At 46.6% G+C, this 21,745-nt stretch carries 24 protein-coding genes; 1 reads left to right on the top strand and 23 read right to left on the bottom strand.

What is annotated here, in order from left to right; translation table 11 throughout:
* Positions 1-20: 20 nt before the first annotated feature.
* From atpA to spoIIR, 18 genes are all read right to left on the bottom strand, one after another.
* Complete coding sequence (gene atpA, locus ABN702_RS21600; RefSeq protein WP_417898641.1) at positions 21-1,532, bottom strand: F0F1 ATP synthase subunit alpha; 1,512 nt, start codon at positions 1,530-1,532, stop codon at positions 21-23.
* Positions 1,533-1,550: 18 nt separating this feature from the next.
* Positions 1,551-2,093 (bottom strand): F0F1 ATP synthase subunit delta, encoded by a 543-nt coding sequence (locus ABN702_RS21595; protein ID WP_417898640.1) that lies wholly within the window; start codon positions 2,091-2,093, stop codon positions 1,551-1,553.
* A complete protein-coding gene (gene atpF / locus ABN702_RS21590; RefSeq protein WP_417898639.1) occupies positions 2,090-2,635 on the bottom strand; it encodes a F0F1 ATP synthase subunit B in 546 nt (181 codons plus the stop codon). Before atpF ends, ABN702_RS21595 begins: the two co-directional genes overlap by 4 nt.
* A 203-nt stretch (positions 2,636-2,838) precedes the next feature.
* A complete protein-coding gene (gene atpE / locus ABN702_RS21585; protein WP_417898638.1) occupies positions 2,839-3,051 on the bottom strand; it encodes a F0F1 ATP synthase subunit C in 213 nt (70 codons plus the stop codon).
* Between the two features lie 58 nt (positions 3,052-3,109).
* Positions 3,110-3,862: a F0F1 ATP synthase subunit A gene (atpB, locus tag ABN702_RS21580; RefSeq protein ID WP_417900996.1), complete on the bottom strand. Its 753-nt coding sequence runs from the start codon at positions 3,860-3,862 to the stop codon at positions 3,110-3,112.
* A 6-nt stretch (positions 3,863-3,868) separates the two neighbouring features.
* A complete protein-coding gene (locus ABN702_RS21575; RefSeq protein WP_204413017.1) occupies positions 3,869-4,252 on the bottom strand; it encodes an ATP synthase subunit I in 384 nt (127 codons plus the stop codon).
* Position 4,253: 1 nt separating this feature from the next.
* Positions 4,254-4,475, bottom strand: coding sequence for an AtpZ/AtpI family protein (locus ABN702_RS21570; protein ID WP_417898637.1), 222 nt, complete (start codon positions 4,473-4,475; stop codon positions 4,254-4,256).
* A gap of 399 nt (positions 4,476-4,874) precedes the next feature.
* Positions 4,875-7,190, bottom strand: a complete 2,316-nt coding sequence (locus ABN702_RS21565) for a S8 family serine peptidase (protein ID WP_417898636.1) — start codon at positions 7,188-7,190, stop codon at positions 4,875-4,877.
* 256 nt (positions 7,191-7,446) lie between these two features.
* Entirely contained in the window at positions 7,447-8,076 is a 630-nt protein-coding gene (gene upp, locus ABN702_RS21560; protein WP_204413021.1) for a uracil phosphoribosyltransferase, read from the bottom strand.
* Positions 8,077-8,240: 164 nt separating this feature from the next.
* Positions 8,241-9,482: a serine hydroxymethyltransferase gene (gene glyA, locus ABN702_RS21555; RefSeq protein WP_417898635.1), complete on the bottom strand. Its 1,242-nt coding sequence runs from the start codon at positions 9,480-9,482 to the stop codon at positions 8,241-8,243.
* 305 nt (positions 9,483-9,787) lie between these two features.
* Complete coding sequence (locus ABN702_RS21550; protein ID WP_417898634.1) at positions 9,788-10,351, bottom strand: TIGR01440 family protein; 564 nt, start codon at positions 10,349-10,351, stop codon at positions 9,788-9,790.
* An 80-nt stretch (positions 10,352-10,431) separates the two neighbouring features.
* Positions 10,432-10,869, bottom strand: a complete 438-nt coding sequence (gene rpiB / locus ABN702_RS21545) for a ribose 5-phosphate isomerase B (RefSeq protein ID WP_386642155.1) — start codon at positions 10,867-10,869, stop codon at positions 10,432-10,434.
* 401 nt (positions 10,870-11,270) lie between these two features.
* Positions 11,271-12,560, bottom strand: a complete 1,290-nt coding sequence (locus tag ABN702_RS21540; RefSeq protein ID WP_417898633.1) for a methyl-accepting chemotaxis protein — start codon at positions 12,558-12,560, stop codon at positions 11,271-11,273.
* Positions 12,561-12,620: 60 nt separating this feature from the next.
* Positions 12,621-13,049, bottom strand: a complete 429-nt coding sequence (locus ABN702_RS21535; RefSeq protein WP_417898632.1) for a low molecular weight protein arginine phosphatase — start codon at positions 13,047-13,049, stop codon at positions 12,621-12,623.
* Between the two features lie 131 nt (positions 13,050-13,180).
* Complete coding sequence (locus tag ABN702_RS21530; protein WP_417898631.1) at positions 13,181-13,735, bottom strand: manganese efflux pump MntP family protein; 555 nt, start codon at positions 13,733-13,735, stop codon at positions 13,181-13,183.
* 100 nt (positions 13,736-13,835) lie between these two features.
* Positions 13,836-14,885 carry an L-threonylcarbamoyladenylate synthase gene (locus ABN702_RS21525; protein ID WP_417898630.1) on the bottom strand — a complete coding sequence of 350 codons (1,050 nt, stop codon included), beginning with the start codon at positions 14,883-14,885 and terminating at the stop codon, positions 13,836-13,838.
* A gap of 211 nt (positions 14,886-15,096) precedes the next feature.
* Positions 15,097-15,537 (bottom strand): GNAT family N-acetyltransferase, encoded by a 441-nt coding sequence (locus ABN702_RS21520; protein WP_417898629.1) that lies wholly within the window; start codon positions 15,535-15,537, stop codon positions 15,097-15,099.
* A gap of 66 nt (positions 15,538-15,603) precedes the next feature.
* Positions 15,604-16,347: a stage II sporulation protein R gene (spoIIR, locus tag ABN702_RS21515; RefSeq protein WP_417898628.1), complete on the bottom strand. Its 744-nt coding sequence runs from the start codon at positions 16,345-16,347 to the stop codon at positions 15,604-15,606.
* Positions 16,348-16,553: 206 nt separating this feature from the next.
* Here spoIIR and ABN702_RS21510 point away from each other — a divergent pair, with 206 nt between their 5' ends.
* Complete coding sequence (locus ABN702_RS21510; RefSeq protein WP_417898627.1) at positions 16,554-16,859, top strand: hypothetical protein; 306 nt, start codon at positions 16,554-16,556, stop codon at positions 16,857-16,859.
* Positions 16,860-16,967: 108 nt separating this feature from the next.
* Here ABN702_RS21510 and prmC read toward each other — a convergent pair whose 3' ends face one another.
* The 5 genes from prmC to ABN702_RS21485 form a co-directional block, all read right to left on the bottom strand.
* Complete coding sequence (prmC, locus tag ABN702_RS21505) at positions 16,968-17,825, bottom strand: peptide chain release factor N(5)-glutamine methyltransferase (RefSeq protein WP_417900995.1); 858 nt, start codon at positions 17,823-17,825, stop codon at positions 16,968-16,970.
* Between the two features lie 8 nt (positions 17,826-17,833).
* On the bottom strand, positions 17,834-18,904 hold the full coding sequence (gene prfA, locus ABN702_RS21500; RefSeq protein WP_417898626.1) for a peptide chain release factor 1: 1,071 nt from the start codon (positions 18,902-18,904) through the stop codon (positions 17,834-17,836).
* A 181-nt stretch (positions 18,905-19,085) separates the two neighbouring features.
* Positions 19,086-20,648 carry an alkaline phosphatase family protein gene (locus ABN702_RS21495; protein WP_417898625.1) on the bottom strand — a complete coding sequence of 521 codons (1,563 nt, stop codon included), beginning with the start codon at positions 20,646-20,648 and terminating at the stop codon, positions 19,086-19,088.
* Between the two features lie 36 nt (positions 20,649-20,684).
* Complete coding sequence (locus ABN702_RS21490; protein WP_417898624.1) at positions 20,685-21,194, bottom strand: undecaprenyl-diphosphatase; 510 nt, start codon at positions 21,192-21,194, stop codon at positions 20,685-20,687.
* 106 nt (positions 21,195-21,300) lie between these two features.
* A complete protein-coding gene (locus ABN702_RS21485) occupies positions 21,301-21,735 on the bottom strand; it encodes a hypothetical protein (protein ID WP_417898623.1) in 435 nt (144 codons plus the stop codon).
* Positions 21,736-21,745 lie beyond the last annotated feature (10 nt).

The following is a 21,745-nucleotide window of genomic DNA, read 5'->3' as shown; positions in this document are numbered from 1 at the left end:
AAACTCGCTTTGTCGATCTATTACTTTTCAGTAGCTACGAAAGTCTTTTTGAATGCAGTGATTGCTTCAGCCATCGCTTCGTCGCTTGGTAATCCTTTAGTTGTGCGGATTTCTTCCAATAGTTCTTTACGGTTGTGCTCCAACCAAGTCAACATTTCGTCCTCGAAACGAGTAACGTCCTGTACAGGTACATCATCGATGAAACCTTTAGTCAGTGCGTAAAGAATCGCAACTTGCTTTTCTACTTTAAGCGGTTTGTTCAAACCTTGCTTCAGTACTTCTACAGTACGGGCACCACGGTTCAATTTTGCTTGAGTAGCTTTATCCAGGTCAGAACCGAACTGCGCGAACGCTTCTAGCTCACGGTAAGATGCAAGGTCAAGACGTAATGTACCTGATACCTTCTTCATCGCTTTGATTTGAGCGGATCCTCCAACACGTGATACGGAAAGACCAGCGTTGATCGCAGGACGAACACCGGAGAAGAATAGGTCTGATTGTAAGAAAATTTGTCCATCAGTGATGGAAATAACGTTTGTCGGGATGTACGCGGATACGTCACCAGCTTGTGTTTCGATGAACGGTAAAGCTGTCAGGGATCCAGCGCCTTTTGCATCACTAAGCTTCGCTGCACGCTCTAAAAGGCGGGAGTGAAGGTAGAATACGTCACCAGGGTAAGCTTCACGACCTGGAGGACGTTTTAATAGTAGGGAAAGCTCACGATATGCAGCAGCTTGCTTCGTTAAGTCATCATAGATAACAAGAACGTGCTTGCCGTTGTACATGAATTCTTCACCCATTGTTACTCCAGTGTAAGGTGCTAGGAATAGCATTGGAGCTGGTGCAGAAGCAGATGCCGTTACAACTATTGTGTAATCAAGGGCACCATTTTTACGTAGTGTTTCAACTACTCCACGAACTGTGGATTCTTTTTGACCGATCGCAACATAGATACACACCATGTCCTGGTCTTTTTGGTTAAGGATCGTGTCAATCGCAACAGATGTTTTACCTGTTTGACGGTCTCCGATAATTAACTCACGTTGTCCACGTCCGATTGGTACAAGCGCATCGATCGCTTTGATCCCAGTTTGAAGCGGCTCATGAACGGATTTACGATCCATAACACCAGGAGCTTGTGCTTCGATTGGACGAGTTTTTGAAGTTTCGATAGGACCCAATCCGTCAACCGGTTGTCCTAAAGCATTTACTACACGGCCGATAAGTGCTTCACCTACCGGTACCTCCATGATACGGCCTGTACGACGTACTTCATCGCCTTCGCGGATTTCTCGGTATGGTCCTAAGATGATAATACCGACGTTGTTTTCCTCCAAGTTTTGGGCAAGACCCATAACTCCGTTAGAAAATTCAACTAGCTCTCCAGCCATGACGTTGTCGAGACCATGAGCACGAGCGATACCATCACCAACCTGGATAACAGTACCAACATCGCTAACTTCGATTTCTGACTGATAGTTTTCGATTTGCTTTTTTATCAGTGCACTAATTTCTTCAGCTTTGATGCTCATGAATTTCACCCCTATCTACTATCTATTCGTTGTAAGTTGACGTCCTAGACGTTCTAATTTTCCGCTGACACTTCCGTCAAAAATCCGGTTCCCGATGCGAATCTTCACACCGCCGATTAATGAGGAATCTACAATATTGCTGATGTTCAAGGATGCTTTACCAACCTTCGCAGCGAATACAGAGGAAAGCGTCGCCTGTTCTGCATCCGAAAGCGCGCGTACGGAATAAACCGTAGCGTTTGCCACATTGCGGGCTTCGTTGGAAAGCGTTTGGTACGCATCAATCATGTCGATCACGATGGATTGACGGTGACGATCTATTAAAAGCTTTAACGTATTGACGATAAATGGAGAAGCAGTTGCAAATGCTTCCTGGATGATCTGCTTTTTGGAATCTTTGCGGATCTTAGGATTGCCAAGCACCGTGATCAGATCATGGTTACTTTCAAATACCTTTTTCACTTCCGCAAGCTCCAAATCGAATTGCCCATAAAGATTATGTTCTTTTGCAAGTTCGAAAAGAGCGAGTGCATAACGCTTTGCTGCTACGTTTTTGCTCATCGCGCTTCGCCTACCTGTTTCACATAATCATCGATAAGCTTCTGCTGATCTTTTTCGTTTAATTCTTTTTCGATTACTTTAGAAGCAATCAGTACAGACAAGGAAGCAACTTGCTCGCGTAATGCGATGACAGCTTGCTCTTTCTCTTGTACGATTTCTTTTCTTGCAGATTCTTTAAGACGTGCAGATTCCTCTTGTGCAGCTCTGATGATGTCTGCCTTTTGATCTTCTGCAACTTTCTTGGCATTCTCTACAAGCGCTTGGCCTTCAAGACGTGCTTCTTTCAATAATGCTCGTTGCTCTTCTACAAGAACGCGAGCTTCTTCATTGCTTCGTTCCGCTGACTGAATTTCTGTTGCAATGTGATCTTCACGCTGCTTCATCATCCCGATAAGCTTATCCCAAGCGAATTTACGAAGTAAGAATAGTAAGATTAAAAATACAATCAGTTGGTATAGTGCGTCCCCCAAAGTAAGGGCTCCTGCACCAAGAACTAAGTGATCTAAGCTATACAATGCTTTCACTCCCTTCAAGGAATACATAAGAAAAGCGCAAGCACCTTAAGATGTTTTGCGATTGTTAAAGATTCAAAACATGGCGCTTTTGCTAAACGTTTTGCTTTTATCTAGAGTTACTTTTTACTTGCTGAATCTAACATTCCTTCATAGTGATATAAAGGAAAGGCGAAGGTTCTCTACCGAGACGGACTTCGCCATTTTGAACCAAAAGAAATATTTTGGTGTTATTAACCACCGATTACCATGAACGCGATTACTACCGCGATGATAGGAACAGCCTCAACTAGTGCTACCCCGATGAACATTGTAGTTTGAAGTACGGATTTAAGCTCAGGTTGACGAGCGATACCCTCTACTGTACGACTTACGATTAGACCGTTACCGATACCTGCACCTAGTGCTGCTAAACCAATTGCAATTGCTGCTGCTAAAGCACCCATTGATTATTTCCTCCTTATGTTTAAAAAAATTGTTTTTTGGTTATTGAAGATTTATAAATTAATGGTCATGACTCACTTTGTGTGCCATATAAACCATTGTTAACATGGTAAAGATAAATGCTTGGATAGTACCTACGAAAATACTGAAGGCCTGCCATACCAACATCGGTATGAAAGCTGCCAATGTTCCAAGAACCCCGGATAGGATACCTGTTTCATAGCCTGTAACTGCTAGTCCTGCCAGTAACCCGAGCAAGATTTCCCCTGCAAAGATGTTACCGTATAAACGAAGACCAAGCGTCAAGGTGTTTGCAAATTCTTCTATGATCTTCAGTGGGAATAAGAAACTCATCGGTCTGAAGAAGTCTTTCCCGTATTCCTTGAAGCCTTTCATCTTAATCCCATAATAGTGCGTCAAGGCAACGACCATTGCCGCGAGACTAAGTGTGATTACAGGGTCGGCTGTAGGGGATTTCCACCATAAAGTGTGTTCGTCGCCCAGGATGATTGCGAATGGTAACCCTAGCATGTTTGATACGAATACATACATCAATAGAGTCAATGCCAACGCAAGAAATCTTCCGCCTGTTTTGTAATCCATTGTACTGCTAATGATTCCTTTTGCGAAATCTACGAGCCATTCCATGAAGTTCTGCATGCCTGTAGGTCTCAACGCAAGCGTTCTTGTAGCCAGTACAGCTATCAGGAACACAATCGTTGCCGCAATTGTTGTCATTAAAATATTAGACAAATTGAAATGTAGGTCAAAGCCAAATATTTCAAGCGTCCGTATTGGAGCACTGTGATTCAACACTACTCACCTCTCTTCCCCACTGCTTGTAAAGAGTTTAACAAATGAATCTATGATAATGACAATATAGGATGTCATAATCCCTATGATGACACCGTAGAGATTCAGGTATTCCGGAAATCTCACAGCGATGACTACAGCAAGGACTGCAGCAGCCATTCTTGAAAATGATCCTAATGTGTAAGCCTTCGCCCCAGATGCAACTGCGTCTGTGAACTTTTTCACCTTCTGGTACAGAAGCCAGTGGTTATAGAAGCTTACCGCGGTCCCGAGGATCAACCCCAGAAACCAGTCCTGGTAAGGTGTAAAACCCCAACCGAGAACATATAAGGCTAATAAGAACAAAAAGTACTTTATGTGCCTTAAGAGATTTTCTTTTGATTCAGGCATATTATGACTCTCCTGAGAAGAATTGGCGGACTGCATACAACACGCCGTAAACTCCGACTGCTAGTCCTAATAGAAGTCCAATGACCAGAAATAATGGTTCTGTGCCTATTTTTCCATCCAGCCATCTTCCTCCAAATAATCCGACTAAGGTTGGGCCGACAAGGTAGGAAAGGATCGCGGACATCAAGGCCATTGCTTGGAATGGGCGGCGTTTATCATTCATAGAAAACACCCCGTTTTTCATGCGGTAAAATACTGAGGTCTAGCTTCAAAAACGATGCTAAATATGTATAAAAATGGTTGCAAAAGGTTTATGAAAACCTTATCATTTTATACCCTTTGTAAGCATACAATAGCCAAAATTCAATGTCAATGTGTTATACGGAAAAAATCGACAAAGTTTTCTTGGTAAGATTTGCAGGTGAAGCGCTTCAATTTCTCTCCTATTATTACCCAGAAAAAAACAGCCAAATGATGAACGTTTTCCTCATTCGGCTGTTGTATATCAATATTTTAACATAGATATTGTCGGGTTTAACTTTGTCGTTTGTGAACATTATGTGACTATTCACGGTTTTTAGGTCGGGTTGCTTGACCGGTTTGGGGAAATGTGTCCAAGTATTCATTCAAAATAAAGATCCGCTTCGACCGAGTCTTCCTTTTCGAGCTTTTTTGCGAAAACAACGGCTTTCACGAGGCCTTTTACTTTTACTTTATCGGCTGAGATCTGTTTTTTGAAGAGTCCTCTTGGCAGGTCGCGTTCCCAGTCTAGGTATTTGATGAAATGAAGGGTATCCGCCTCATAGAGGGCAATGCCAAGCTCCTCTGCCCCCTCGGGTAGATACACTTCATACTGGTACTCCCCTTCCTTGTCGCCGTAGCCGAACTGGAAGCCCATGATCCTTGGATAATCAGGTTCTTCTATTATATAGAGGAAAGGCAGCCTTAGCTCCTGGTGGTTCGCTTTTACGGTTACCGAGCCTTCATGCATTCCGGTGCTCTGCTGATTAGGGGTGATATCGAGTGTTATGGTCGTCTTCCTTTTTTCATTAGGCTTTAGGGTAAAAGAGATCGGGACCTTCCACTGGATTCCTTTTGACGCTTTCGGCGGAGTGAAGGTGTACTTTATATCGCGGTCCGATACGTTCTCCACCTGGATCTCAATCTCTTTTTCCTTACGTGTGTCCTTTTTCTCAAACATGCCGAAGTTGAGCGTTCCAGGGTAGATGAGACTGTTTGTGTTCATGGCTTCCTCTAGCTGAATCCGCCCTGTGCCCTGTTCGAGGACGGAATATCGGGTGCCGTCCTCTTTTTGAAGCGGCTTGGTTGTATTCATGAGCGCGGCCTTGATTTGACTCGGGGACCAGTCTGGGTGTGCCTGCTTGAGCAGCGCACTGGCACCTGCCACATGCGGCGCCGCCATACTGGTTCCCTGCAAGGCAAGATAGCCATTCGGGATTGTGCTGTCAATCGCGACTCCTGGTGCGACCACATCGGGCTTTATCTCCCAGTTGTGCGTCACCGGACCCCGCGAACTGAAGCTTGCGATGTCGTCTTTATGCCACTTATAGGTCGTCCTCACATAGGAAAACTTCCTATTGACCTGCTTTTTCAGATAAAGGCCGTCCTCCCTTGAAATGGATACAACCGGCAGGTCCATCTCCACCTCGAGGGATCCTGTAAAATTCCCCTCCAAATTATTGTAGATGACAAGTGCAGCAGCTTCTTTCTCCTTTGCATTCCACGCTTTTTCCGAAAAAGGGATCTTCCCCCGTTCCATGAGGACAATCTTCCCTTTCAGGTCGACGTCCTTCAAATCGTCATCTTCCCCAAGTCCGACATATTCCATCTTGACCGGCCTGTTGTTGAAAATCCATTTCGCCGACCCTTGAAGAGGAAGCATCTCTATTTCCTTTTTGGAAAGAAACGCTGAAAGATGCGGTATGTTCAAGGGCGGCGTCGAGGCACCCACCGAGATGGCCTGTGTCGAGGTACCCGGCGACCCGACCGTCCAAAGATTCGGTCCCGAATTGCCGCTTGAGGTCACCGCCACTACACCATGCTCCACCGCTTTGTCGAGGGCCAGGCTTGTCGGCCAATCCGGACCGTTGATCGTATTGCCAAGCGACAGATTCAGCACATCCACTTTATCATGAATCGCTTTTTCAATCGCGGCAATCACATGTTCACTCGTCCCATGGCCACCCGGACCAAGCACCCGGTAGGCATAGATCTTCGCTTCCGGCGCTACTCCCTTCAGATGGCCGTTCGCCGCAATGATCCCCGCAACATGGGTCCCATGGAGCGTCGGGATACCCTGTGACTTCTTCGTCTCCATCGGATCCTCGTCTTCATCGACAAAATCATAGCCACCACCATAACTATGCTTCAGATCCGGATGCGTATAATCAATCCCCGTATCGATGATTCCGACCTTGACGCCTTCTCCGGTCAGTCTATGGCCATCCTCATCGTAAAAGCTCCGCATCCGGTCGCCGCCGATGAAAGGCACACTCTCATCAATCATCGGTGTATAGTTCGTAACCGGGGACACTTCCACCACGCCATCCTCCTGCTGCAACCGCTCCAGATCCTTTGTGGGACCCTTGATTGCAAATCCCTTGAACACCGCGGTGTAGGTCCGCTTGATATGGAGTTTCGGATAGTCGGTAGTTATCTTCCGTCGCATTCTTTCATGCTCGGACTCTTCCACTATGAGTATGACTGTCTGCTCTTTGTCCATTTCTTCTGATCCAGCTGCAGGTAGCGGCGGACGCTCCGGATATTGGGGCTGCGGTGACGGCTCCACCTGGGCCGGAATAAAATTATGTAATGCATCTATCTGCAATCTATCTGACGCAATCGTATATGTAGGCAGAGCAGTCGATATGATTCCGCTCGCTAAACAAACTGTCATCATCAAATTCCGTAATTTCACGTCCCTCACCTCTAACAAATAGCATTTGCTTAAGGGTCGGAAATATGCACAAGAAGGTACCGCAAACAACCTCGCAATCCCTCTTGCCGAAAAATTTAATTTATATAGAGAACAAAAAAAGGCCTGACCCCCACCACTGTTTTAGTGCTTCACAGTGGTGGGGGTCAGGCCCCGTTATTTTAATGCTTTAAAGTGTTGAGGGTCAGGCCCCCGTTGTTTTATCGCTTTAAAGCACTGAGGGTCAGGCCCCTACCATTTACTTCGTTCCGTACAATCTATCTCCAGCATCGCCTAGTCCAGGTACGATGTAGCCTTTTTCGTTCAGTTTTTCGTCGAGGGCTGCGATGTAGATGTCTACGTCCGGGTGAGCGTCTTTTACGACTTCTACACCTTCTGGAGATGCGATGAGGCACATGAACTTAATGTTCTTCGCTCCGCGCTTTTTCAGGGAGTTGATGGCTTCTACTGCAGATCCGCCTGTTGCAAGCATTGGATCTACCACGATGAAGTCTCTCTCTTCCACATCAGAAGGTAATTTCACATAGTATTCTACCGGTTGTAATGTTTCCGGGTCACGGTATAAGCCGACGTGTCCAACTTTTGCAGCCGGGATCAGCTTTAGCATCCCTTCCACCATTCCAAGGCCTGCGCGAAGGATAGGGATGATTCCCAGCTTCTTACCTGCAAGAACGTTGGATTTTGAAACAGAAACAGGAGTTTCAATTTCTACTTCCTCAAGCGGAAGATCACGAGTAATTTCGAATGCCATTAAACTTGCTACTTCATCAACCAGTTCACGAAATTCCTTCGTACCAGTATTCTTGTCTCGGATGTATGTAAGTTTGTGTTGAATTAATGGATGATCAAAGACGTACACTTTTGCCATTCGAAATCTCTCCTTTTTAATTGGTTTCATAAGCCGGTTTGTGGCCTGGCTTCTTAATCACACTTCCATTGATTCTACATAAAAAGGGGGGGCGATTCAAGTTAATCTTTCGTTTTTTTACGCAAAAAGAAGAGGTCTAACATCAGACCTCTTCCATAAAGCTATTATCCTAGCGAAGGATACAATTCATATTTTCCAGAAAGTGCTTCTACACGGGACTTCACTTCTTCAAGCTTCGCCTCGTCCTCATGGTTTTTCAGCGTGTAGGCAATTAGGGACGCAATCTCGTCCATATCCTCCAAGCCAAATCCGCGGCTTGTTACTGCAGCAGTACCGATACGGATTCCGCTAGTTACAAACGGGCTTTCCGTGTCAAATGGAATTGTGTTCTTGTTCACTGTGATTCCCACTTCGTCCAGCACTTTCTCCGCGATTTTACCTGTGATGCTCATGGATTTCACATCCACCAATAGCAAATGGTTGTCCGTTCCGTCAGAAACAAGGGACAAGCCTTCCTTTTTCAACGCTTCCGCAAGACGGGCAGCATTGTCGATGATTTTTTGCGCATAATCCTTGAATGACGGCTGCAACGCCTCACCGAATGCCACCGCTTTTGCTGCGATTACGTGCATTAATGGACCACCTTGAATACCTGGGAAAATGGATTTATCTATCTTTTTCGCCCATTCTTCACGGCAAAGGATCATCCCACCGCGAGGTCCGCGCAATGTTTTATGCGTAGTAGTCGTCACGAAATCAGCATAAGGAACCGGGTTTGGATGCAATCCTGCTGCAACCAGGCCAGCGATATGCGCCATATCGACCATCAGGTACGCTCCCACTTCGTCCGCGATCTCACGGAATTTCGCAAAATCGATGACACGAGGATACGCGCTCGCTCCAGCCACGATCAGTTTCGGCTTATGCTGTCTTGCTTTTTCCGCCACATCTTCATAGTTAATCGTATGAGTATCCTTGTCCACTCCATACTCGACGAAATTATATTGAATTCCACTAAAGTTAACCGGGCTACCGTGCGTCAAGTGACCGCCATGGGAAAGGTTCATCCCAAGAACCGTATCGCCTTGCTCAAGAATTGTAAAATAAACGGCCATGTTCGCTTGGGCACCAGAGTGCGGCTGAACGTTGACGTGCTCCGCTCCGAAGATTTCCTTCGCGCGATCGCGGGCGATATTCTCCGCAACGTCCACGTGTTCACATCCACCATAATAACGACGACCTGGGTATCCTTCTGCATACTTGTTGGTAAGCACAGAACCCTGCGCCTCCATTACCGCTTCACTCACAAAGTTCTCAGATGCAATCAGCTCAATCTTCGTACGTTGTCTTCCTAACTCATCTTGAATCGATTGAAACACTTGTTGATCCTGTTGCGCTAACTTCACTCCGGTATCCCCCTTTAGAAATAAACATCCTATTAATTAGTTTAATATTGCCACAACTTCTTCTCATTCGGTTTTTCAACCTTTACCTCTATCATTTTATCACGGTGTCCACACAATAGAAACAGAAAAGGAAGATTGGTAGCGCTTACTATGAAAAACTTTCGGTTTGGGACATTGGGGACAGGTCCATTGTCCCGAGTTGCCCATGGGGTCGGGTCCGAAGCGTGGGACAGAGGGACAGGTCCCGCGTCCCGCCCAACTACTAAAAAAGGCTCCGTTGATTGGGAGCCTTCGGAAAAAAACGTTTATGAGTGGGACAAAGGACCTGTCACCGAATACACCGCACGCGCTCCGCCGATCAGCTTCGGCCGTGTTTTTGCCATGGTGACGTGCGCTTCGCCGATGGACTTGACTTTACTTCTGACCGGAACCGCAACATGCTTGATGTGCATGCCGATCAGTGTGTCGCCGATGTCGATGCCGGCGTCGGCTCTGATGTGCTCGACCATTACCGCATCGTTCAGCTGATGATACGCATAAGATGCCATGGCCCCGCCGGCCTGGCGAACAGGAATGACGGTCACTTCATCGAGTTGGAGCCGCTCTGCTGTAGCCCGCTCCACGACAAGCGCACGATTCAAATGTTCACAGCATTGAAAGGCAAGCTCGACCCCAGTACTGGCACGAAACTCTGCCAAAGCTGCAAAGATGGTCTCCGCGACGTTTTCCGTACCCGCCGTGCCTATTTTTTCGCCAATCACTTCACTCGTACTGCACCCGATCACAAGCACCTGCCTACTTCGCAAGGACGCTTGGGCCTGCAGGTCAGTCAGCGCCTGACTTAATTGCTCTTTCCACTCATTTTGCATAAGATCCCTCTCCTTTCACGACTGGGATAAACAAAACAGCCCACGAATGTCCCTATCCGCTGACACCCATGGGCTCCTCATTACTTTTCGATATCGTGAATTTTTTGTACTCTGTTCGCATGGCGTCCGCCCTCATATTCCGTAGTCAGCCAAACTTTTGCGATTTCACGTGCAAGGCCCGGCCCGATTACGCGCTCGCCCATTGCCAGAACGTTGCTATCATTATGCTCACGGGTCGCTTTTGCACTGAACAGATCATGCACCAACGCACAGCGAATGCCCTTCACTTTGTTTGCCGCAATCGACATGCCGATCCCGGTTCCACAAACCAGGATGCCGCGGTCGAATTCGCCACTTGCCACTTTTTCCGCAACCGGTAATGCATAATCCGGGTAATCTACGGACGTTTCACATTCACAGCCAAAGTCTTCAAATTCTATATTCAACTCTTTTAAAAGTCCTTTTATCTCTTCACGAATATTGATTCCGCCATGATCTGACGCAATTGCCACTCTCATCTTTTCATCCTCCAAATTTGAAGATTTATTATATGTACATCTTACCCTTGCTCTGCGAAAAAATCCATTGTTGTGGTTGGATTTTGCCTGAATCCTAGTAAAAAGAGATCAATTACCTGTTTTAAAAAGGCTTAACTTATTATGTTGGGTTAGAGTTCCGTTTTTGGGCTGATCCTAGCAGCTTTTCAATATTAAGGAGACTGGCGAAATCCTTAATCTATCCACTTTACAAAAAATTACAATTCCCTTCACACGGAGCGGAGCCGACCCGCGCCGCAACACTACCACATGAAGATAAAAAAGAAGCCGAAGAGATTGTTCTCTTCGGCCCCAAGCAAAATGCTATCTATTCGTTTCGCCATTATGCAGGCGTGTGGGACAAGGAACCTGTCCCCAAACACCTAAACCCGAAACTTCGAAATCGTACGCTTCAGCTCACTTGCCTGCGCTGCAAGCTCCTGCGAGATCTTCTCCACATTTGCGATCATGCTGGCCTGGTCTTGGGTGGTGGCTGTTACTTCTTCGGCTCCGGCTGATGTTTCTTCTGCGATGGCTGCGACTTCCTGGGATTGTCGGGCCGTTACGCGGATGCTATCCATCTGCTGGTCGACGAGGCTTGCGATCTGCTTGACCGCGGCTGCCACTTCGAGAACGGAATCTGTCATTTCTGCGATGACGGTGTTGGTGGCGGTGCCTTTTTCCGCTTCCACATTTGCCGCTTTTACCTGGCTTGTGATCTGGGTGACCACATTTTTCACTTCTTCCTGGATGTTCTTGATCAGTTCGGAAATGCCCTGAACCGCCTTGGCACTTTCATCAGCCAGGGAACGGACCTCTTCTGCGACAACCGCAAATCCTCGTCCATGCTCGCCTGCACGCGCCGCTTCTATGGAAGCATTCAATGCTAACAGGTTAGTCTGGCCAGCGATATCACCAACAAGGGAGATGATATTTTCGACTTCTTTTGCATGCTTCTCCAAACGTTCTACAGAATCGAGCGATTGCTTGTTTTCCCCTGCGAGACGTTGAATGCCGGAAACAAGGGAATGGATGACCTCTTTACTTTCTTCGAGGTCTTTTACCATTTCTTCGGATAAGGATTGGGAGGATGTCGCCTTCTCATGCACCTCGTCCGCAATCTTGATTACTTCTTCCACCGATTCAGCAGTATCCTGAATCGAGGCCGCGGAGCTCTCGGCACCTTTTGCAATTTCCTCGATCGTCATGGAGATATTATCCGCCTGCTCGGATGCTTGCATCGATACGTCGGAAATCTCTTCCACTTTACGGTTCGTCTGCTGGAAATGCTGGTCGATCGACGTAACCATTTCGCGCAGATTGTGAAGCATCAGATTGAACGCGTCACCTACCGCACTGATTTCATCGCGGGAATTCGTGACAGGCACATCTTCGGATAGGTCGCCATTCGCCACCTTTTGCGCCACTTCTTCAAGCTGTTGCAGCGGCTTTGTTATAAATCGTGCAGCGAAGAACGCAAGAATACCGGACCATGCCACACCAAGTACGAGTGTAATAACCGTAAACAAACTCGCATTTATAAAATTTTCCACATAATTTACGACTACATAGATAAAAATCCCGCTTACTGTATACGTAATTGCAGCAAGGATTGTCGCAAATAAAACCAGCTTATAGCGCAACCCAAACTTATACTTTCGCTTTTCCCCCATGATGCTTCCTCCTCCCTTGCTGCTGCAGTCCAAAAGAAAGAAAGCATCACCAAGGTTTCTTTATATGATTTTTTTCATTACCAACTCAATCAGTTCCTGCAATTCTTCAAACGTGTTGCGATATGTATGGACACTGCCTCCATAAGGGTCTGATACCTCGCCGGGTTCGCCGACAAAACCTTTCAGCGAAAAGGTTTTACCGGAAGCATGCGGATAACGCTCCTCCACCAATGCCCGGTGCTGGCTTGTCATCGTCAAAATAAAATCGGCCCAGCTGATTGACTCTTCCGTCACAAGAGAAGAAGCATGATTGGACGGGATACCGTTTTCCTTTAGCACTTCCTGAGCATGATGGGACGCCGCACTGCCCTGCATGGCGAAAACCCCTGCAGAACGCACCTCTACATCGGGAAGCTTTTTGCTTGCCAATATTGCCTCTGCCATCGGGCTCCGGCACGTATTTCCGGTACATACAAACAAAATATTCATGTCCCTACTCCTCCTTTTTACCTCATTATAGACAAAAGGATGGAGAAGAAAAATAGTTTACATGTTTTATTTCGGCTATCCCTCTCCAACCTTTAACCCAGAAATGAAAAAAGACCTACAAAAGGTCTCCATTAAGTAAAAAATAATAGCTTCAATCCAAAACCAAGCAAAATGCTCCCGCCAAGCGCCTCGCTATACGAACCGAGCCATCCCTGCAGCTTTCTGCCAAAAAAGAGCCCCATCCAGGTGAGCATCATGCTGACTGCACCAAACATGAGAATCGTCAATAGCGTCCGAGCCCCATAAATGCCAAGGCTTAAACCCACCGAAAAACTGTCGAGGCTGACGCTGAGCGCAAAGACGATCAGCCCCATTCCGACCGGGGTGATCAGCGGACCGTCCTCCTTCTTGAACGAGGATAGCATCATTTGGACACCGAGCATGATGAGGAGCAGCCCTCCTATCAACGTGGCAATGGAGCCGAACTGCTCCGACAGTACTTTTCCGATACTCATGCCGAATAGTGGCATCATAACATGGAAAACCCCGATGGTAACGCCTATGTAAAAGATCTGGCGCACTCTCAGTTTGATCATCCCCATGCCGAGACCCACTGAAAATGCGTCCATTCCTAGAGCTATTGCCATTAAAAAGAGTGTCATCCATTCTCCAACCATCACTGCCATCCCCCGCATACCCCTCCCTAGGACTTGTCTACTTCCAAGATATGCACGGGAAATCCCGATTAGAAGGCAAAAAAAGAGGCAAGTTCCGCTAAATGGGAACTTACCTCTCACTGATGATTTTTTGGCCTGCCGCCTTATCCAGACGGTTCATAATCGCTGCACCTACCCCTGTCTTCGGGAAGGTTTCGCTGAAAATGATATCCACATCGGTTGAATTGAATGCTCGAAGCACATCGTATAAGTTTGTGGCAACTGTGGATAAATCGCTTCTGGTTCCACAGGTCAGCATCACATCTCCTGCTTCACCCAATTCGAATTTCGTCTCCTCTGTCACGAGCAAGCCGACCTTTTTGCCGTCTTTCTGTGCTCTGAGGATCGTTTCTTTCAGAAAATCCAACCCGCCTTCCACTAAAAAGACTGGTGCAACCGGGGCGTAATGGGTATATTTCATTCCCGGCGATTTTGGCGCCTGATCTTGCGAGGTCAGGGCAGGATCCACTTCGACCTGTCCGACGACCGCTTCGAGCTGCTCTTTTGTCACGCCACCCGGCCGCAAAATGATCGGAATTTCCGTTGTGCAGTCCACCACCGTGGATTCCAGGCCGACCCCTGTTGGTCCGCCATCCACAATTCCGGCAATTTTTCCGTCGAGATCCTCGTCAACATGTGCAGCGGTTGTCGGACTCGGTTTGCCGGAAAGGTTGGCGCTCGGCGCAGCAAGCGGAAGGCCTGACACTTCCATCAGAGCAAGGGCTACCGGGTGATCCGGCATCCGCACTGCAAGCGTATCCAGACCGGCAGTCACATACTTGGAAACACTATCCCTGCTTTTCAACACAAGCGTAAGCGGCCCTGGCCAGAAAGCCTGCATCAATTTCTCCGCAACTTCCGGCAGGTTATCCACAAGGTCTGTGAGTTGTTCTTTTTTCGTGATATGCACAATCAAAGGGTTGTCACCTGGACGTCCCTTTGCCTCAAAAATCTTTTGTACGGCCTGATCTGACAAAGCATTCGCCCCAAGACCATATACCGTTTCAGTAGGAAAAGCCACAACCTCTTCCTGTTGAAGAAGTGCGGCTGCCTCTTTCAGCTGTGGATAATTCATTTTCAAAGGATCTACGTTATCCACAGTCCACTTTTTCGTCAACATCTTATCTACCTCTTTTAAAAATCTATCAACATGTGAATAGAAAAGGATTCGTTCCATCAAATATAAACAAATTACCTACATTACACAACATTTATCCACAAATTGTGGATAAATGTTGTGTGTTCGGTGGATAACTTTGTGAATATCATAGGGGGCCTGACCCGCTCCGCATTAGCGTACTAAAGCAAATGGGGTCTGGCCCCCCTCATTTTTATAGTTTACACATCATAAAGGTACAGGTTTGTTGTTCGAGTGTTTCTTTTAGGTGGGCCGATTGGGTGATTTCCTTCGGGACGTTGTGGATTTCTTGTTGAAAGAAGCCCAGGAGCTCGAAGAATTGTATGTAGTCGGTCTTGTTGGTCACCAGGAATAATCGGTCGAGTTCTTTTCTGCGGGCATGCTGCTGAGTGTGTTCGAATAGCTGCAGCAGGTGCATCTTTTTGACGGTTGGACCGATGACAAGGGAGCGCAACAGGCCGTCACCATCTATCGTTTCAATTCCGATGGTTCCGCAGATGCCAGTTTCCTCTTCCTCCAAGATGATGTAATCCTCAATTTTGTCTTCCAATCCTATTGTACTAATATTTGCTTGTCTTAAAAAGACCTGCATGGCCCATTGATCTTCTTTTGTTGCAGCGCGCATTTTTTTCATCTCATCCACCTCTTCTAGTATTTTTTATACTACTACTCTATTGAGGTGGATGAAAAAGTAGAACGATTATGCCGTGATTTTTTCCCATAGAGATGATAGAGCCTCGAATACGAAGAATTTCACTTCCACTTCCTCCGGCTCTTCATCGACGACAAATTCCTTTGGTTCCACTGATGCGGCTGTTACGCTCATTTCTGTTTCATTTTCAAGGATGCTTGCTCTTGCTGATTTTTTGGACTTGCTTTCTTTTGCAGCAGCACCTGTTTCTTCTTCTTCAAAAGGTGTCGCAGTCGCTTCCCCATTGGAGAAGTCAAGGAAGCATAATGGCGGGAACAGCACGCACCACCAATTAGCTCCCGTTCCTTTACCGAGTGTGATCAGAATCGCTTCATAGTCACCAGCAGGATAGATGAACTTGCCGTACATTTTCGTCGGGAAATCCACTCTGCCGAAGTCTACATTATACTCCTGAATCATACCTTCTTCCACCATGACTTCCTCTACAATCTTCTCGATCTCCGGGATGTTCCCCTGGATGACTTCACGGGCATTTTCCATGGAAGTGAGGCCCTCCACCCAAACCGTGATCTCCTCGTTCACACGGTCACGGATCTTTCTTTTCAGCTCCTGATCCTCTGTGCTGTCACTGTTGGCCAGGATGCGAAGCCTGATCGCCTCATCCGGAATGACCATTGCCCCGTTCTTCACTTCCACACCGGCTGCAGCCTGCTCCCCGGCCACCGTCACATACGCGCCCATAAACAGCAATACTATATATAAAAAGATTACATTCTTTTTTAATGTTCTCATCTCAATCCCTCTCCCCTCTAGGAAACAGTCTGGTCAAAAGTTGAAAATCCTAAACTAGCAAATTTAATTTTTTGAGGAAGATTTTTCTTTTGATAGTTTGCTAGTTTGGAGGTTTTGTACCATGAATGAGGGGGTATAGAAATAGGACGTGCATCCCGTTTCCGGAGCACGATAAGGATACAACTCTCAGGAAAGGAAGACGCAATATGAGATCGTTTACGTGCAACATTGAATCTTTTCGCATTGGGGAAATGAAGAGTGCTTTTAACCATATCAGCATTCCTATTGATTTCGAAATCTTAGTAGGCGGCCGGTGGATGAATGGCAAGGCATTCTACCATCATTATCACCGCAGCATCTCTTACGATTCCAACCTATCCCAATTGATAAACTTTGCAAAAGCGGAGCAGAAGGAAGAAATCCGCCAAGCCATCATCCGTTATGTGGAAGAAAAAACAAATAGGGGGCTGACCCTAGCCAGACCCCATACGGAAGAAGGAGCAATCATCTAAACCAAGCAATCCATCAACACCTTGCCCCACACCAAGCTGCAAGGTGCCGCTCCTTATTCCCTTATATATTATGATGGCGATCGTATCGTACCGACTCGCCAACTACCATCATCCAATTTCCGCAAATACCATTCGATCTTTCCCGTTGATGTCCAGTACCACTTCCGCACGAGCATCAGGGAAAGTCGTAAGCAGCAAGTTTTTCACCGCTTCCCCTTGTCCCATTCCCACTTCAAACGCAACAATGGCACGGTCCTTCAACACCTGTGGCAATTCTTCCATGAACCGCTCGTAAAATTCCAATCCGGAAACACCGCCGACCAACGCACGATACGGCTCAAAGTCTTTCACTACTATTGACAGGCCTTCGTATTCCTTTTCCGGAATATATGGAGGGTTGGAAACCACGACGTCCACTTTGATGCCTTGCTCAATGAACGGCAAGAGCAGATCACCCTGCAAAAATTCCACATCTGCATGAAGAGCCTCTGCGTTATCCTTTGCGACCTCCAGGGATTCACCGGCAATATCCGTTGCCATCACGTTCAGGTTACTATTTTCAAGCGCCAGCGTCACCGCAATTGCGCCGCTGCCTGTCCCAACATCGACGACACTCAATTTTTCTGTAGTGTCAGCAAAATGCCTCTTCACTCTATCCAACAAGCCGACCACCAATTCTTCCGTCTCCGGTCTTGGAATCAGCACTTCTTCGCTTACAAAAAAGCTGCGGCCGTAAAACTCTTCTTTTCCCATCAGATACTGCACTGGAATTCCCGCTGCATGCTTATGGACATTGAAAACGAAGGAGCTTTGAGTGTCCATCGGCATCATTTCCTGCATTCTGCTGAAAAGCTGGGCCCGATCGAGCTTCATATGATGGCGCAACAATAATTCTCCCGCATTCTCGTCGCGCTCATTCTTTTTTAAAAAATAAGAAGCCCAGTTCAGGGCTTCGTAAACCTTCATGGCCTTCATCATTTCTCCATCTGTTCCATTCGCAGCGCTTGGTCTTCCATGATCAAGGCGTCCACGATTTCCTGAAGCTTCCCTTGCAGGATCTGGTCAAGCTTCTGGATCGTCAAGCCGATGCGGTGGTCGGTTACACGGTTCTGCGGGAAATTGTACGTACGAATACGTTCGGAACGGTCACCTGTACCAACAGCCTGCTTACGGTTGGCATCATATTCAGCCTGGACTTCACGTTGAAACTTATCATACACACGTGCACGAAGAACCTTCATAGCTTTTTCCTTATTTTTGATCTGTGATTTCTCGTCCTGACAGGAAACCACTGTGTTTGTCGGAATGTGAGTCAAACGGACCGCCGACATTGTCGTATTTACCGACTGTCCACCAGGACCGCTGGATGCAAACGTATCAACACGGATATCCTTGTCATGAATCTCGATTTCCACTTCTTCCGCCTCTGGCAATACCGCAACCGTCGCTGTGGAAGTATGGATACGTCCGCCGGATTCCGTCTCAGGTACACGTTGTACACGGTGTGCGCCATTCTCGAACTTCAGCTTGGAATACGCACCTTTTCCGGTAATCATAAAGATGATCTCCTTATAGCCGCCAACACCTGTTGATGCTGCCTCCATCACTTCGGTTTTCCAGCCATGCGCTTCCGCATAACGGCTGTACATGCGGTAAAGGTCGCCTGCGAATAATGCCGCCTCGTCTCCACCTGCTGCACCGCGGATTTCCATGATAACGTTCTTGTCGTCGTTCGGGTCCTTCGGTAAAAGAAGGATATGCAGACGGTCAGCCAATGCTTCCTGCTGCTCCTCAAGCTCCGAAATCTCCTCTTTCACCATCTCGCGCATGTCCGCATCCATCTTGTCCTCGAGCATCGCTTTCGCACCTTCCAGCTGCTCTTTGACATCCTTATATTCACGGTATGCTTCCACGGTCTCCTGGATATCGGACTGTTCCTTAGAATACTCGCGAAGCTTTTTCGTATCGCTGATAACTTCCGGGTCACTCAATAGCTCCGTTAATTTATCGTAACGCATTTCTACTGCCTGCAAACGATCAAACACGTGCATTCACCTCTATGTAATGTGTGCAAACCTTAATCGGTCAGCATCTGTATTTTTGTCCCTACCTATAACATTCTAATTATAGTATAGGTTAGGCGAGGCGTCAAAATCAAATAGATGGAAAAGGGGGGTGGAAGGCGGAGTCCTGTTGCAGCTAGAGACAGGACTCCCGGCATTGCCCTCATTTCCCACTCAAAACCTCCAGGACCCATTTTTTCAAGTCGACACTCCTCAGGTTTTCTATATTTTTATCGGTACCTGCTACGATGATGGGGCTTAGGGAGTCGACTTGATGCAAGGAGCCGTGCGCTCCGCCTCCTGAGTGTTCAGGGGAGCTTTCACCTACGAATTCGTAGCCAGGTTTTGCATCCGCAATGATGAATTCTCCATCTTGGGAATGCATAGCGCCGTAAAGTCTTGCAAGGGCATCAGGATATTCCCCATACGCTATTTTGCCGTTTTCCATTTTCAAATCAAGGATGTCAGCATTGCCTTCAACCGTCCATTTTTGTTGATAGATGTCCACAAGGCTCCCACCGGTATCAAAAGAAAGCATTCCATCATGGCCTTCGGATATCACATGGACCATCTGGTTCTCTTTCCACGCCACCCAGGCAATTCGCGGGTCGCCCTCAAGGCTTTGGGCCAGTTTTTTTAAGGTGGATTTATCACTTATTTTATAAATATATGCCATTCGTTCATTCGCTGTAATCACTAAGTCGTCCTTTTGACGGACAGGTTCGCCTAGTTCAAGAATGTTAAAATCCGCATAAGGTTTTCTTAAATCAATCAATGCTTCCTTTTTCTTTTTCTTCACATAGGATTGATTGCTATCACTGATGATGACCCAGACAATGTCTTCGAGTGCCTGCTCCCAGGATGGGAAAGCATTCAGCACATCCTGGAGGTGCCGATCCATCTTTACAACGCCCTTGAAGGAAGCTGGTTTTTTATGGGCTGTATGATCGTTCTCAGAAAAATAAACAATCGTAAAATCAGGAAGGATATTTTCTTTCAGCAAATAAATCAGTTCCTCCGTTGCAAAGGTATCATTTATTCCCAGCCTTTTGATTGTGTGCTTGTTTTCAGGATCAAGTTTGGCCAGTGAACCGATGGAGAGATATTTCGGTCCCATGGTCTGATATTCTTCCTTTAAATCGGTCATTTTTGATATGGCATCCGGTACATGAAGGGTATGAGCTTGATTGCCGCGATAGATGAAGGTGTTGATGGATGCCGACTGCTTTTTCACTTTGTGGAGATCCTCATGAATGGTGGAGACTTCTTTGCCCAGATCCCTATTATTGAAGTGATTCAGACTGTTTACAGCAACATTGGACGGACCGAGCTTCAAAATCTCGAATAAACCGTTACCATAACTGACAATCTGCTTGTTTTTTTCGTTGTACCATATCAGGGCAGGTATTCTATGCTGATCTGGATAGGCCCCTGTAATGATCGAACTGTCGATTACGACAGACATGGTCGGATAAGAGCTCACCAGCTTGTCACTATAGCTGCCATGTTCCATCAGGAATTCCAATGCAGGGGCTTTTTCCTCCTCTATCGCTCTCTTTAAAGGGGTATCCATCAACGAGTCCATCATGATAAGAACCACTTTTTTTGAATCAGAATTCTTGAAAGCAATTGGATTTGCCTCTATTTGTTGCTTACCTTCCTCATGATTCGCACACCCTATTATCACTGTACTGATGAATAGGATAAGTAAAGAACGTACCAACAACCTATCCACCTCCTTCCATCTAGGTATTTGAAAAAGTTATTCCTCCCATCCCTCCAATTCCCGACGTTGATGGAGCAATACACTTGTGAAAGTACCTAAAAAAGCACTCCCTATAATATCAAATGGATAATGATGCCCTATCCATATCCGGGAAAAGCCTGTTAACCATGACAATCCATGCAGGATGATGCCAAGAACGCGATGGTGAAGAAAGATGATGGTCGAGACAGCGAAAGCAAGAATGGTATGCTTACTCGGAAAGGAGGAATCCATCAAGGAAGGGATAAGAATACCAATCCTTCTTTTCAAAAATGGCCTTGGCCTGAACCAGAGCAACTTAATCAAACGGTTTGAAACCAAGCAGATCAGAACGGAAATACCGGCATCGATCGCCATTTTTCTTTCTCGCCCCTTTTTCAACCATAAAAAAAATAGAATAAGAAAATAAATATACCGCATTTTTTGCGAGACCAGTATCATACATCTGTCCAAAAACCACGAGCGGCCAGCTAGCCTATTAATTGCCAGAAACAGTTTTAAATCCATAGCGGAACTCCTCTTGTTTGTAATATGTACCTGTTAGTTTTCTAAAGTGGACAAATAAATATGTATGCAAAAAGAAAAGGTGCCTGACGACTCAGGCACCACCACACTACCGCTCCTTAATTGTTAAATGTACTCTGTATCTGGGGACGACATCAATGAATTTGCGCTTAAGTTTGGAGTGGAGTTTGTCTTTTTCTTCATCTGAAAGGGAGCCGTTCGAATAGGCGGTCACCCGGGCGTTGTCGCCGGTAATGTAGACAGGGCCAGGCTCGAGGTTACTGTTTAAGGTGATGACTTCGGCGAATTTCTCCTGATCATCCCCGTAGTCGGGACGGTCCTCCGTCAAATCAAGGAAATTCGGGTTTTGATTGGTGTTGAAATCATTGGAATCTTGGTGGCGTTCGTAGAAGCCATCATCGCCGGATGTTCCAATCAGCCTTGTTCCATTTTCCACTTCACGCTGGCCTGTGAGGTCTTTGTCCGCCCCGCATCCAGCTATTAAAAAAGAGCATACGACTATTGCCAGGATTGCATGTTTCATGCAAACACCT

The organism is Bacillus haimaensis (assembly GCF_048270625.1).
Lineage (GTDB): Bacteria > Bacillota > Bacilli > Bacillales > Bacillaceae_I > Sutcliffiella_A > Sutcliffiella_A haimaensis.
Note: the sequence above shows the minus strand (reverse complement) of the source record. Positions and strands in the feature narration are given on the sequence as shown.

Coding starts and splice junctions, on each gene's coding strand:
- atpA (WP_417898641.1), bottom strand. CDS start 1,532: ATGAGCATCAAAGCTGAAGAAATTAGTGCACTGATAAAAAAGCAAATC.
- ABN702_RS21595 (WP_417898640.1), bottom strand. CDS start 2,093: ATGAGCAAAAACGTAGCAGCAAAGCGTTATGCACTCGCTCTTTTCGAA.
- atpF (WP_417898639.1), bottom strand. CDS start 2,635: ATGTATTCCTTGAAGGGAGTGAAAGCATTGTATAGCTTAGATCACTTA.
- atpE (WP_417898638.1), bottom strand. CDS start 3,051: ATGGGTGCTTTAGCAGCAGCAATTGCAATTGGTTTAGCAGCACTAGGT.
- ABN702_RS21575 (WP_204413017.1), bottom strand. CDS start 4,252: ATGCCTGAATCAAAAGAAAATCTCTTAAGGCACATAAAGTACTTTTTG.
- ABN702_RS21570 (WP_417898637.1), bottom strand. CDS start 4,475: ATGAATGATAAACGCCGCCCATTCCAAGCAATGGCCTTGATGTCCGCG.
- upp (WP_204413021.1), bottom strand. CDS start 8,076: ATGGCAAAAGTGTACGTCTTTGATCATCCATTAATTCAACACAAACTT.
- ABN702_RS21550 (WP_417898634.1), bottom strand. CDS start 10,351: ATGCAAAATGAGTGGAAAGAGCAATTAAGTCAGGCGCTGACTGACCTG.
- rpiB (WP_386642155.1), bottom strand. CDS start 10,869: ATGAGAGTGGCAATTGCGTCAGATCATGGCGGAATCAATATTCGTGAA.
- ABN702_RS21540 (WP_417898633.1), bottom strand. CDS start 12,560: ATGGGGGAAAAGCGAAAGTATAAGTTTGGGTTGCGCTATAAGCTGGTT.
- ABN702_RS21535 (WP_417898632.1), bottom strand. CDS start 13,049: ATGAATATTTTGTTTGTATGTACCGGAAATACGTGCCGGAGCCCGATG.
- ABN702_RS21530 (WP_417898631.1), bottom strand. CDS start 13,735: ATGGCAGTGATGGTTGGAGAATGGATGACACTCTTTTTAATGGCAATA.
- ABN702_RS21525 (WP_417898630.1), bottom strand. CDS start 14,885: ATGTTGACGAAAAAGTGGACTGTGGATAACGTAGATCCTTTGAAAATG.
- ABN702_RS21520 (WP_417898629.1), bottom strand. CDS start 15,537: ATGAAAAAAATGCGCGCTGCAACAAAAGAAGATCAATGGGCCATGCAG.
- spoIIR (WP_417898628.1), bottom strand. CDS start 16,347: ATGAGAACATTAAAAAAGAATGTAATCTTTTTATATATAGTATTGCTG.
- ABN702_RS21510 (WP_417898627.1), top strand. CDS start 16,554: ATGAGATCGTTTACGTGCAACATTGAATCTTTTCGCATTGGGGAAATG.
- prmC (WP_417900995.1), bottom strand. CDS start 17,825: ATGAAGGTTTACGAAGCCCTGAACTGGGCTTCTTATTTTTTAAAAAAG.
- ABN702_RS21490 (WP_417898624.1), bottom strand. CDS start 21,194: ATGGATTTAAAACTGTTTCTGGCAATTAATAGGCTAGCTGGCCGCTCG.
- ABN702_RS21485 (WP_417898623.1), bottom strand. CDS start 21,735: ATGAAACATGCAATCCTGGCAATAGTCGTATGCTCTTTTTTAATAGCT.